Origin of the sequence: Streptomyces sp. NPDC004667 (assembly GCF_040609475.1) — a bacterium.
Taxonomy (GTDB): domain Bacteria; phylum Actinomycetota; class Actinomycetes; order Streptomycetales; family Streptomycetaceae; genus Streptomyces.
On sequence record NZ_JBEXKC010000067.1, the window covers coordinates 1 to 12,172 of the forward strand.

Sequence of the window (12,172 nt, forward strand, 5' to 3'; positions counted from 1 at the left end):
GCCCCCCTCGCCCCCCCCCCCCCCGCGCCGGCGGGCGGCGGCGCGCCCCACCGGCCACTCTGGGGAGAGCGCAGGGCAACGTGTTCGACTTTCTTGATTCCGGGCAGTACGACCTGCTCGGAGCCTTCTGGGTGACGGTTCAGCTCACCCTCTACTCGGCGGTGGGCTCCCTGGTCTGGGGCACCGTCCTGGCCGGGATGCGGGTCAGTCCGGTCCCGCTGCTGCGGGGCTTCGGCACCGCGTACGTCAACCTGATCCGCAACACGCCGCTGACCCTGCTGATCATCGGCTGCTCGCTGGGGTTGAACCAGACCATGGGCGTCACCCTGGGCGGCGGCACCTTCAAGGAGACCGGCTTCCGGCTCGCGGTCCTCGGGCTGATCGCCTACACCGGCACCTTCGTCTGCGAGGCGCTGCGCTCGGGCATCAACACGGTGCCCGTCGGCCAGGCCGAGGCCGCCCGCGCGCTGGGGCTGGGCTTCACGCAGGTGCTCACCCTGATCGTGCTCCCCCAGGCCTGGCGGGCGGTCGTCGCCCCGCTCGCCAACGTACTGATCGCGCTCACCAAGAACACCACGGTGGCGGCGGCCATCGGCGTGGCCGAAGCGGCCCTGCTGATGAAGGAAATGGTCGAGAACGAGGCGGACGCGCTCTTCGCCGTCTTCGGGATCTTCGCCCTCGGCTTCTGTCTGCTGACCCTGCCCACCGGGCTGCTGCTGGGCTGGGTGGCCAAGCGAGTGGCGGTGAAGCGATGAGCTCCGTGCTGTACGACGTCCCGGGCCCCAAGGCGAAAGCCCGCAACCGGATCTACACCGGGGTGTTCCTGGTCCTGCTCGGCCTCCTCGCCTGGTGGGTCCTGTCGGCCATGGCCGACAAGCACCAGCTCGACGCCGACAAGTGGACGCCCTTCGTCACCGACAGCCGGATCTGGACCACCTACCTGATCCCCGGCCTGCTGGTGACCCTGAAGGCCGCGGCCATCTCCATGGTCATAGCCCTGCCCCTGGGCGCCCTGCTGGGCATAGGCCGGCTCTCGGACCACGCGTGGGTGCGCGTCCCGGTCGGCACGGTCGTCGAGTTCTTCCGCGCCATCCCGGTGCTGATGCTGATGCTCTTCGGCTCCGCCTTCTTCGTGCAGTTCACCGAAGTGCCCTCCGACTCCCGGCCGCTGTACGCGGTCGTGGCCGGCCTGGTGCTGTACAACGCGTCGGTCATCGCCGAGATCCTCCGGGCCGGCGTGCTCTCCCTGCCCCGCGGCCAGACCGACGCCGCCAAGGCGATCGGCATGCGCAAGGGCCAGACCATGGTCTACGTCCTGCTCCCGCAGGCGGTCACCGCGATGCTGCCCGCCCTGGTCAGCCAGCTCGTGGTGATCCTCAAGGACACCGCGCTCGGCGGCTCGCTGCTCGGCCTCACCGAACTGCTGGCGGCGAACCGACAGGTCTCGGCGAACTACAGCAACACCATCGCCACCCTCGTGGTCATCGCCCTGATCTACATCGGCGTGAACTTCGCACTCACCAGCTTCGCCTCCTGGCTGGAGGGGCGGCTGCGCAAGTCCACCAAGAGCACCGGTGCCGTGGTCGGCGCCGGCGAGGTCAGCGACATGGCCACGGGCCGGGCGGTCTGACGCCGGGTCAGCGACACGACGTAACCTGTGTGGTGCGGCGGAGTATTCCGCCGCACCACACCGCTACGTCCGGACGGGTGTCACTTGACGCAGGCACCTCCAGTGGGTTGCATACGTTCTGTGATCACATACCGGACATCGGGAGCCCTGCCATGGACCCGGTGATCGTCGTCGGCGCGGGCCCGGTCGGACTGTCCCTGGCCCTCGCCCTGGCCGGCCACGGCGTGCCCTCCGTCCTCCTCGACGAGGGGCCCGGCAAGGACGAGCCCCGGCCCGCCCGTTCCGTCGTCCTGCACGGCGACACCGCCGCGATGGTGCACCGGCTGGGCTGTGCCACCCTGCGCGACGAGGGGGCGCACTTCGCGGCCTGGCGCACCATGAGGCGCCGTCAGGAGATGCGCCGGATCACCTTCGAGGACCGGCCCGCGCCCCTTCACCTCCCGCAGCACGCCCTCACGCGCGGCCTGCGCGACGCCGCAGCCGCGCACCCCCTCGTCCGGCTGGTCACCGACTGCAGGGTGGACTCCCTGGAGCAGGACGGCCGCGGGGTCACCGCGCACACCCGGGGCGCCGAAGCCACCTGGTGGCGCGGCAGCCACCTCGTCGGCTGCGACGGGGCCCGCTCCACCGTGCGCAAGCTGCTCGGCATCCGCTTCCCGGGCCGGACCGCCGTGGAACGCCACGCCGTCGCCGCGCTGCGCGCCGAACTGCCCTGGCCCGGCGAGGCCTTGCTGCACCGCAACCCGCCGTCCGGGCCCGAGGAGGTCACCGCCCGGCCGCTGCCCGACGGGGTCTGGCGGCTGGACTGGCTGCTGGCCGCGCGCGGCGAGCTGGTCACCCCGGACGCCCTCGTCACCCTGATCCGGGACACCCTCGCGGGGTGGTGCGGGGGCACCACTCCCCCGTACGACCTGATCGACACCGGGGTGCACACCCTGCACCACCGGCTCGCCCGGCGCTGGCGCGACGGCCGCGCCTTCCTCGCCGGGGACGCGGCGCACCTGCTGGGCGCGCTCGGCACCCAGGGCGTCGAGGAGGGGCTGCGCGACGCGGAGAACCTCGCCTGGAAGCTGGCCCTGGCCTGGCACCAGGGCGCCTCCGAGGCCCTGCTCGACAGCTACGAGGCCGAGCGGCGCACCGCGGTCGCCGCCCGGCTGCGCGCCGCCGACCAGGCCATGCCCGCCCTGCGGGGCGGCAACGGCCTGCGCACCCTGCTTCCCGGATCCGCGCGTTCCGCCGAGGCCCTGCTCACCGACGGGCACCTGGGCCGGGGCCCGCTCGGCGCGGAGCCGGTGTACGCCCCGCCGGTGGCCGTACGGGAGGTCCCCACGGCGACGGAGCCGGGCGGTCCGGTGGCGAACGTACCCGTCACGGCACCCGACGGGGCCACCGTGCCGCTGCGCGACCTGCTGGGGCGGGGCCGGCTGCTGGTCCTGCTCGTCGCCCCGGGCACCGGGGTGTGGGACCGGCGGCACTGGGTGGGGGCCGGGCTGATGCCCCGGCTCGCGGCGGCCGTGAGCGCCCTCCCGGTCCGCACCGAGCTGCTGGTCGCGGACTCCTACCCGGGGGCTCCGGCCCATACCGTGCTCCTCGTCCGGCCCGACGGGCACCTGGCGGCCACCTTCGCCGGGGTCCGTCCGGCGGAGCTGTACGAGGCGGCGGACGCGGTCCGGCTCGGCGCCCCGGACGGCGCCCCCGCGGCGGCTCCCGCCATCGCTCCCTCCACCACGCCCACAGCCGTGATCGATTGACGCTCCCGGGCACGCGTGGTTCACTCACCGACATGACCGGCAACGACGTACGCCTGTGGCGGAGGGTTCACATGGACCTGCTCCGCTACGCGGGCTGCGTGTGTCGCCCTTCCTGCTGATTCGCCTTCCCTCCGCGCGCCCCGTGCCCTGTCCTTCCGGGCCCGCGCGCACCTTTCGCGAACTCCCAGGACGGTCATCGCATGTCTGCCCCCGCGCCCACGCACGCCCCTGCCACCGCCCCCGCCCGCACCGCCGCGCCGACGGCGGCTGAACTCCTCGCCTTCGCCCTGCGCACCGCCGCCGACCCGGCGGTCGTGGACTCCCTACCACTGGATCCGCAGGGCCGCACCTGGATCCGGCTCGACGGTCCGGGCGGCAGCGAGGCCTGGCTGATCGGCTGGCCTCCCGGCACCGGTACCGGCTGGCACGACCACGCCGAATCGCGGGGCGCCTTCGCGACCGCGCGGGGAAGGCTCACCGAGCGCTCCCTGGCGGTACGGCTCCCCTCCGAGGGCTGGCAGAGCCTGGAGCTGGCTCCCGGCGTGGACCGCAGCCGCACCCTGGCCGCCGGCGCGGGACGCGGCTTCGGGGAGCACCACGTCCACGAGGTCCTCAACGAGTCCCCGGACGGGCACGCGATCTCCGTCCACGCCTACTACCCGCCGCTGCCGTTGATCCGCCGCTACGGCCGCAGCGGCCCCGTCCTCACCCTGGAACAGGTCGAGCGCCCGGCGGACTGGCAGTGAGCGCCCCGGTCGGCATCGACGAGCTGCTGGAGCGGGTCCGCGCGGGCTACACCCGCGTCGCACCGCGGGCCGCCCACGAGGCGTTCCTCGACGGGGCCCTGCTGGTGGACATCCGCTACCAGGCGCTGCGCGAGCGGGACGGGCTGATCCCCGGCGCGATGGTCGTCGAGCGCAACGAACTGGAGTGGCGGCTGGACCCGCAGGGCTCCCACCGCCTCCCGCAGGCCACCGGTCACGGCCTCCGGGTCGTGGTGATCTGCAACGAGGGGTACGCCTCCACGCTGGCCGCGGCCTCCCTGCACGCGCTGGGGCTGCACCGGGCGACGGACCTGACGGGCGGCTTCCAGGCCTGGAAGGCGGCCGGCCTCCCCGTCGTTCCCGCCTGACGCCGGGCGCCCCACCGGTTCCGGACCCGGGCTCCCGGGCCTGGGCTCTCGGACCTGCGGTTCCGGACGCGCGGGTCTCGGACCCGGGGCTCCGGACACGCGGGTCTCAAATCGGAGTCTGGGACCTGGGGTCTCGGCCCCGGGGTCCCGGACGCGCGGGTCCCGGACGCGCGGGTCTCGGACCCGGGCCTCAGAACCTGAGCCTCAGAACCTGAGCCTCAGAACCTGGGCCTCAGAACCCGCGACTCAGAACCCGCGACTCAGGACCCGGGCCTCAGAGCCCGAGGCCTCCCGGGTACCCGAGGTCGTCGGCGTCCTCGCCCTCCGCCTCCAGGGCGCGCCGGACCACCCGCAGGGCCATGCCCTCCGGGTACCCCTTGCGGGCGAGCATCCCGGCGAGGCGCCGGATCCGCTTGTCCCGCTCCAGGCCCCGGGTGGAGCGGAGCTTGCGCTCCACGAGCTCCCGGGCCGTGTGTTCCTCCTGCTCGGAGTCCAGCTGTTCCAGCGCCTCCTGCACGAGGGTGGTGTGCACCCCCTTGGTCCGCAGCTCCTCCGCGAGCGCCCGGCGGGCGAGGCCCCGGCCGCGGTGCCGGGACTCGACCCAGGCCCCCGCGAAGGCGGCGTCGTCGATCAGGCCCACCTCCTCGTACCGGGAGAGGACCTCCTGCGACACCTCCTCGGGGATGCCCCGCTTCTCCAGGGCGTCCGCGAGCTGGCGCCGGGTCCGCGGCATCCCGGTAAGCAGGCGCAGGCAGATCGCCCGCGCCTGCTCCTCGGGGCTCTGGGGCGGCAGCTCCTGGCGGCCCTCACGCCCGCCGCTCGCGCCGCCCCTCTCCTGCTCCCGCACGGGTCAGCTCTTGGCGACGGCGGCCTTGGCCGTCGTCTTGGCCTTCGACGCCGGGGCGGGCACGGCGGCCGCGGAGTCGGCCGACGCGGCGGCCGGCTCGTCACCGGCGGCGGCGTCCTTGCGGACACCCACGCCCAGCTTTTCCTTGATCTTCCGCTCGATCTCGTTGGCGAGGTCGGGGTTGTCCTTCAGGAAGTTGCGGGCGTTCTCCTTGCCCTGGCCCAGCTGGTCGCCCTCGTACGTGTACCAGGCGCCGGCCTTGCGGATGAAGCCGTGCTCCACGCCCATGTCGATCAGGCCGCCCTCGCGGCTGATGCCCTGGCCGTAGAGGATGTCGAACTCGGCCTGCTTGAAGGGCGGCGCGACCTTGTTCTTGACGACCTTGACGCGGGTGCGGTTGCCGACCGCCTCGGTGCCGTCCTTGAGGGTCTCGATGCGGCGGATGTCGATGCGCACCGAGGCGTAGAACTTCAGCGCGCGGCCACCGGTGGTGGTCTCGGGCGAGCCGAACATCACACCGATCTTCTCGCGGAGCTGGTTGATGAAGATCGCGGTGGTCTTGGACTGGTTCAGCGCACCCGTGATCTTGCGGAGCGCCTGGCTCATCAGGCGGGCCTGGAGACCGACGTGCGAGTCACCCATCTCACCCTCGATCTCCGCGCGCGGCACGAGCGCCGCGACGGAGTCGATGACGATCAGGTCGAGTGCGCCGGAGCGCACCAGCATGTCGACGATCTCCAGCGCCTGCTCGCCGGTGTCCGGCTGGGACAGGATGAGGTTGTCGGTGTCCACGCCGAGGGCCTTGGCGTACTCGGGGTCGAGCGCGTGCTCGGCGTCCACGAAGGCGACGGTGCCGCCGGCCTTCTGCGCGTTGGCCACGGCGTGCAGGGTGAGGGTGGTCTTACCGGAGGACTCCGGCCCGTACACCTCGATCACACGGCCGCGGGGCAGCCCGCCGACGCCGAGGGCGATGTCCAGAGCGGTCGACCCGGTGGGGATGACCTCGATGGGGTCGTTCGGCTTGTCGCCGAGGCGCATGACCGCACCCTTGCCGAATTGCCGTTCAATCTGTGCGAGCGCGGCGTCGAGAGCCTTCTCGCGGTCGGTGCCTGCCATGGGTTCCACCCGGTTTGCTTGAGTCGATCGCTTCACGCCATTGACGCTAACGCCTGCCACTGACAATGCGCTCCCACACCCGTTCCGGCTGTGGATAACCCATCAGAATGGATGTTCGATTTTCCTGTCAAGCGCACCACGCCAGCCCCTCCCGGGACGTATGACTGAGCGTCGTAGTTGGCCAGCGAGCGTGATGGTTGGCCATTCTGTGCACTGGCACTCGTGCAGGTCAGGGGGCCGCACAGCTATGCCCGCACCATGGAGGACTCGGCTTCGCCCCCTGTCCCCCAGTGCGCCGAAACAGGCATCTCCGCAGGTCAGGCGGCATGGCCAACCGCGACGCAGCAGGGAACTGCTGTCACAGGCAGCCGCATCCTGTGCCATAGAACAACAGGAACACGCCTGTCGCAGCGGTCAGGGTGAAGCCGGCCGTGGTCACGGCGGCGAGGCCCCGACGGCTGCGACCCTTGGCGGGGTCGCGGAAGGTCCTCCAGGCGCCATGCGCGAGGAAGAGGCTGAGCAGTCCGGCGCCCGTCACAGTCAAGCGCGGACTGAAGGACCAGCTCAGGTAGGCGATCAGAGCCAGGCAAGCGAGCAGGGCGCAGGCGAGCAGGGTGAGGATCACCTCGGCGACGGCTTCTCCAACCGCCTCCATCAGGAACTCGCTGACACCCTTCACTGCCCGTCGGACTCCCACACCGTCCCCCATCCTCACGCGCGTGGCCCGCCCGGGGCCCCGGTATGGAGACCCGTGTGGGGCCGGAACAGTTGCGGGGGCAGCGGGGGCCAGGTCGTAACGACGCGGTAGGTGGCGTGCATCACAGGTAGCGGATCAGCCTGGCACCCGCACCCTGCCGCACAACGGGTCGAATGATCATGCAGGGCGCGCATGGACCTGTTCGCGCAGGTCAAGAGCACTTAGCCTGCCAGGATGCGCTATCTGGTCGAGTCTTTCGCTCTCGGAGCCCTCAGTCGGGGGCGATCGGTCGAGCAGTTCCTTGGAGGAGCAGGGACAGCGGAGAGGCCGGAAGTCCGCTGGGTCGAGATCCGCCCGGTAGCTGAGGGCTTCGTCGTGATTCTCCATGAGGTCGAGGACATCGGCCGCGAGGACTTCTACGACCTGCACGGGCTCCCCGAGGTCGAACGCGAGGACGGCGAGCAGAACTTCGGTCACGAGATCGGTGTCGTCGCCGAAGGTGCTGGGGCCCTGTACCTGGCCGAGCAAGAACTCGGCGCACACCCCGCCCGCTGGTGCAATCAAGGTGTAGCCGGTGGCGACTACCTGGACTACGTGCGAGCCGGACGCCCGGACGCTACCCCTCACTGAGTGACAACGGAGCGCTCGTCGGCCGTTGTCAGTAATGGATCTCTTTGGCCTCGTACCCTTCGAGCCCTGCGGTGACGAGGGCGGGGACGAGGGCGTGCAAGTACCAGGCGAGGTCGGTGAACTCCGGCGCCACCGGGATGCGCCGACGTTCCATGGTGGGCACGAAGGAGACATCTGTACGACCGGGCATGAACATGAGCATGCCGCCTGTTCTCGCCTCCGAGTGGTAGACGTTGAGGGCCACCGTGTAGGGCATGTTCCCCGGCTGGTCCAGCAGCGCCAGCGCCTCACCGAGGCCGTCGAGCGTGCCGTCGTACCACTCGTACATGCCGTCCGCATCGTTGATCATGTACGAGACGCCCCCAGGTGGTACCGCCGCGGACCACCCCGCCCTGGTCAGGGCGTCCAGAATCGCGCGCACAGTGGTCGGGCACGTGAAAGTGAAGTCGATGTCGGCGTCTCTGGATCCCACTGGACCTCCGGGCAGCGTGAGCAATAGCCCCGCATCCTCGCTGGTGGAGCGCAGGGCCGTCGATCCGTTTTCCCAGCCTGGCCGCTGATCTTGGTAACGACGACTTCTAAGTCGAGCTGGGCAGCGGCTCGTGTCGGGGCCGCTCCTGCAAGGTGTCAATACGGAGCCCGTCACCACCGCGTACCGCCAGCCGACCGCGGCCGCTGCTCGTGCCGCCGCAGCGAACCGCACCTGGTCCTCCTCCTTGATCCGCTCTGCTGGACGTACGTCCAGCAGCCAGGCCGCCCCCGGTGTCGGCGCGAGGAAGTCAGGGGTGTGCGAATCCTCGCCGTCCAGCGGGGCAAACCTCAGGCGAAACGGCTGCGACAGCACCTCGACAACGCTCCCGGCGAAGTCCAAGGCCAGCAGCAGGCGGCGCTCCGCCAGGCTCTCGAAGCCGTGCTGCCGCCCGGCAGAGACCAGGAACTCCAGCCCAGGTCGGTGCCTCTGGCCCGCTCGCCACGAGAACCGGCGCACCGGCACGGGTGCCGCCGTCGGCGCGGTAGCCAGGTCGCGTACGGGCACGATGACCTTGGCCTTGCCCGCCTTCCATACCGTCGTCCACGTACGCAGCCAGTCCGGATTTCCGCTGATCCGACCGACAGCCTCTTCGGGAACGGAGTACGGCAAGAACAGCTCGTCGACTGCGCAGGTATGCGACCACACCGGCCGCGCTTCATGTACGGCACCACCATCCCGGGACTCCACGAGGCCACTTCATCGCACGCCCGCTGTGCCGTCGCCGGGATCACCGGAAATCCGCCGTTTAGACCCGGTCCGCGCTACCCCGCCCACCCGCACGCTCAACTGGCCAACTAGAACACTCAGTCACAAGACGGTCCGGACGTCGGCGCACGCCTCCGCGACCCGACCGGGGGGCGGACGGCAGCGGGGCCGCCGTCCGCCGGGTGGGGGCGGACGGCGGCCCCGGTGGGCGCGGTGGGGATCAGTCGGGGAGCCGGTCCGTGATCCAGGTGGCCAGTTCCTCGGTGATGGCCGTGTGCACGGTGGTCGTGGACGAGCAGAGGAAGTCGTCCAGCTCGCTCTCCTCCGGGCTCAGGGAGTCGATGCTCACGTACAGGTCGTCCTGCTCGTCGACGTCGCGGATCGCCACCGCGCTGACCGAGGGGACGAAGCACACGTCCTCGTGCCGCAGATCGGCCTTGCCGCCGAGCTTCTCCATCGTCTCGGCAAGGATCCGGTACGTGTGCAGCGTTCCGCCCGGCGCGCCGTCCATTTCCGGGAAGCCGCTGGTCGTGATGGTCTTCTCGGCCTTGGGGAACCTGCGGTTGAGGTAGGCGGCCGTCACGTCGTTGCCCTGGGCCTGGGTGTAGAAGGTGGTGCCCGGGTAGATCTTGTCGATCCGCAGAGCGACCTCGCCGGGCTTCACGTCCGGCAGGCCGACCCCGTCGGCGCGGCCGTTGGCCACGCCGATCTTCATCGGGATCTGCGGCCAGCCGCCGACCCGGTCCAGGGCCGCCAGGAACTCGGCGCGCTCCGGGGCGACGCCGATCTTGCCGGTGTCCCTGTCGTAGTGCTGCCACAGCATCTGACGCGCGGCCGGGCTGTCCATCTGCTTCGCGAAGTCGTTCGGGAACGGGATGAAGTACGAGAACGCCTGCACGCCGACCGGGATGGAGGCGCCGCGGTGCGGGCTGTCGTAGGAGAAGTACAGCGCCGTCCGGTGGTCCATCCGCTGCCGCTCCATCTTGGCGAGCGCGTAGCGGGTGACGATGCCGCCCATGCTGAAGCCGCCGACGACCAGGCGGGCGTCGCCGACCTGCTCGGCGCCCGCCTGCAGGATGGCGGCGATGGCCGCCTGCGCGTTGTCCAGGATCGATGCGCTGCGCTCGTCGAAGCCGAGCAGGATCACGTCCCTGCCGCGCCGGCGCAGCTCGCTGACGAACGGGAAGGCTCCGCCTTCCAGCCCCTGGTAGAGGACGTCGAGCTCGCTGCGGCCGAGGCTGAAACCGTCGGCCATGATCACGGGCCGGGTGAGGTGACGGTTGCCGTCGCCGAGGAAGACCCACGCGAAGCCGTTCGGCAGGCTCCACTCCTCGTGCTCCGGCACCTCGATCGCCCCGGAGGGCCCGGCGGTCAGCGGACCGTCGAGGGTGAACGCACCGACATTGGGCTCGGACGTCGCGGACATGGTCGTACTCCTTGGGGAAGGGGTGGGCGAGACGACGTCATCATGGGGGGCGTTTTGAGCGCATCACTCCTCTGAGCTGCGGAGTTCACCACATCTGATGGAGCGTGCACGGGAATGGTTTAGTGCGTCTGGCATGTGCCAATTGGATATTCCCGCCGTCGGCCCGTTCGGGTCAGCCGGCAGCGGCTCCGAACCACCGCGACAGCGGGCCGAGCAGGTCCTCCTGGTCCGTACCGGCCCACACCACGTGCCCGTCCGGCCGCAGCAGCACGGCGGGCGCGCCCGGTTCCCCGCCGGCGTCGACCACGTGGTCGACCCGGTCCGTCCAGCCCGCCACCGACAGCAGGCCGGTCCGGTCGAGCAGCAGCCCGCGACCGCCGCGCATCAGCTCGTAGAGTCGCCCCTGCTTCAGTTCCACGTCCCGCATGCGCCGGCCGAGCAGGTCGTGTCCCTCGCCCAGGTCGTAGCGGACCCCGACCGCGGTGATCTGCTCGGTCACGTACCGGTTCACCACCTCGAAGTCCATCAACTGCGAGACGAACTCCCGCAGCGCCCGCGCGGCCGGATCCGCCCCGAGCAGCACCCCCTGCGCGAGGGTGCTGTCCAGCACCCGGGCGCCCTCCGCGTGCCGTTCGTCGTGGTAGCTGTCGAGCAGCCCCTCGGGCGCCCATCCGTTGACCTCCGCGGCCAGCTTCCAGCCGAGGTTGAACGCGTCCTGGACACCGAGGTTGAGGCCCTGCCCGGCGGTCGGCGGGTGGATGTGCGCCGCGTCCCCGGCCAGCAGCACCCGGCCGACCCGGTAGCGCTCGGCCTGCCGGGTGGCGTCGCCGACCCGTGAGATCCAGCGCGGCGAGTGCGCGCCGAAGTCGGTGCCCGCGAACTCCCGCAGCCGCGCCGTGAACTCCTCGAAGGTCGGGGCGGCCGTACGGTCCTCCACCGGCCCCCCGGCGGGCACGATGACGCGGTACGCCCCGCCGCCCAGGGGAACCGCGCCGAACCGGACGTGGGTCTTGCGGATCTCCCCGATCACGGCGGCCAGCTCCGCCGGTTCCGCGGTCAACTCGACGTCGCCGAGCAGCGTCTCGACCCTGGTCGGCTCACCGGGGAAGGCGACGCCGAGCAGCCTGCGCACCGTGCTGCGGCCGCCGTCGCAGCCGACGAGGAAGCGCGAGCGCAGCCGCGTGCCGTCGGCCAGCTCGACGTCCACCCCGTCCTCGTCCTGCGCCAGCCCGGCCAGTTCGGCGCCGCGCCGGATCTCGGCACCGAGTTCGACGGCCCGCTCGGTGAGCAGCCGCTCGGTGACCGTCTGCTCGATGGCGAGACCGTACGGGTGCGCGGTGTCCACCCCGTCGGGCCACGGCTTGATGATGGCCGAGAAGAAGCCGCCGGCCTGGAACCGCTCGCCGTGCGCCAGGAACCGCTCCAGCAGGCCGCGCTGGTCCATCACCTCGACGCTGCGCACGTGCAGCCCGCGCGCCCGGGACAGGCCGGACGGCTCCGTCAGCTTCTCCAGCACGACCGTCCGCACCCCGGCCAGCCGCAGTTCGGCGGCCAGCATCAACCCGGTCGGTCCACCCCCGGCGACGATCACGTCGATCATTGCGTTCCCCCTGCGTTCGTGCGGCTCATGACTTCGGTGATCGATTCTGCGGCACGGCCCGGGGCCTTGCCGCACGTCCCCCCGGAACGGGCCGGCCCCGCCGACG

At 71.4% G+C, this 12,172-nt stretch carries 13 protein-coding genes; 7 read left to right on the plus strand and 6 right to left on the minus strand.

From position 1 onward, the window contains the following. The first annotated feature begins 80 nt into the window (after nt 1-80). The 6 genes from ABZW32_RS29255 to ABZW32_RS29280 all read left to right on the plus strand — a co-directional run bounded on the left by ABZW32_RS29255 (nt 81) and on the right by ABZW32_RS29280 (nt 4,513). Nucleotides 81-755, plus strand: a complete 675-nt coding sequence (locus tag ABZW32_RS29255; RefSeq protein WP_356221421.1) for an ABC transporter permease subunit — start codon at nt 81-83, stop codon at nt 753-755. After that, nucleotides 752-1,630 carry an amino acid ABC transporter permease gene (locus ABZW32_RS29260; protein WP_356221423.1) on the plus strand — a complete coding sequence of 293 codons (879 nt, stop codon included), beginning with the start codon at nt 752-754 and terminating at the stop codon, nt 1,628-1,630. Before ABZW32_RS29255 ends, ABZW32_RS29260 begins: the two co-directional genes overlap by 4 nt. A 152-nt stretch (nt 1,631-1,782) precedes the next feature. Further along, entirely contained in the window at nt 1,783-3,381 is a 1,599-nt protein-coding gene (locus ABZW32_RS29265; protein ID WP_356221426.1) for an FAD-dependent monooxygenase, read from the plus strand. A 32-nt stretch (nt 3,382-3,413) separates the two neighbouring features. Beyond that, nucleotides 3,414-3,500: a putative leader peptide gene (locus tag ABZW32_RS29270; protein ID WP_311318651.1), complete on the plus strand. Its 87-nt coding sequence runs from the start codon at nt 3,414-3,416 to the stop codon at nt 3,498-3,500. Nucleotides 3,501-3,581: 81 nt separating this feature from the next. After that, entirely contained in the window at nt 3,582-4,127 is a 546-nt protein-coding gene (locus ABZW32_RS29275) for a cysteine dioxygenase (protein ID WP_356221429.1), read from the plus strand. Further along, nucleotides 4,124-4,513: a rhodanese-like domain-containing protein gene (locus ABZW32_RS29280; RefSeq protein WP_356221432.1), complete on the plus strand. Its 390-nt coding sequence runs from the start codon at nt 4,124-4,126 to the stop codon at nt 4,511-4,513. Before ABZW32_RS29275 ends, ABZW32_RS29280 begins: the two co-directional genes overlap by 4 nt. A 274-nt stretch (nt 4,514-4,787) precedes the next feature. Here ABZW32_RS29280 and recX read toward each other — a convergent pair whose 3' ends face one another. The 3 genes from recX to ABZW32_RS29295 form a co-directional block, all read right to left on the minus strand. After that, a complete protein-coding gene (gene recX / locus ABZW32_RS29285) occupies nt 4,788-5,360 on the minus strand; it encodes a recombination regulator RecX (protein ID WP_356221435.1) in 573 nt (190 codons plus the stop codon). Between the two features lie 3 nt (nt 5,361-5,363). Further along, nucleotides 5,364-6,485 (minus strand): recombinase RecA, encoded by a 1,122-nt coding sequence (gene recA / locus ABZW32_RS29290; RefSeq protein WP_356221437.1) that lies wholly within the window; start codon nt 6,483-6,485, stop codon nt 5,364-5,366. A 349-nt stretch (nt 6,486-6,834) separates the two neighbouring features. After that, complete coding sequence (locus tag ABZW32_RS29295; protein WP_356221440.1) at nt 6,835-7,155, minus strand: lysine transporter LysE; 321 nt, start codon at nt 7,153-7,155, stop codon at nt 6,835-6,837. Nucleotides 7,156-7,548: 393 nt separating this feature from the next. Between ABZW32_RS29295 and ABZW32_RS29300 the strand changes: the two genes are divergently transcribed. Then, nucleotides 7,549-7,803 carry a hypothetical protein gene (locus ABZW32_RS29300; RefSeq protein ID WP_356221442.1) on the plus strand — a complete coding sequence of 85 codons (255 nt, stop codon included), beginning with the start codon at nt 7,549-7,551 and terminating at the stop codon, nt 7,801-7,803. A gap of 28 nt (nt 7,804-7,831) precedes the next feature. On the opposite strand, the gene ABZW32_RS29305 is transcribed toward ABZW32_RS29300, so the two are convergent. The 3 genes from ABZW32_RS29305 to rox form a co-directional block, all read right to left on the minus strand. Beyond that, nucleotides 7,832-9,022, minus strand: coding sequence for a hypothetical protein (locus ABZW32_RS29305; RefSeq protein ID WP_356221444.1), 1,191 nt, complete (start codon nt 9,020-9,022; stop codon nt 7,832-7,834). Between the two features lie 238 nt (nt 9,023-9,260). After that, nucleotides 9,261-10,466: a hypothetical protein gene (locus ABZW32_RS29310; RefSeq protein ID WP_356221446.1), complete on the minus strand. Its 1,206-nt coding sequence runs from the start codon at nt 10,464-10,466 to the stop codon at nt 9,261-9,263. A gap of 172 nt (nt 10,467-10,638) precedes the next feature. Further along, a complete protein-coding gene (gene rox / locus ABZW32_RS29315; RefSeq protein ID WP_356221448.1) occupies nt 10,639-12,066 on the minus strand; it encodes a rifampin monooxygenase in 1,428 nt (475 codons plus the stop codon). Nucleotides 12,067-12,172: the final 106 nt, after the last annotated feature.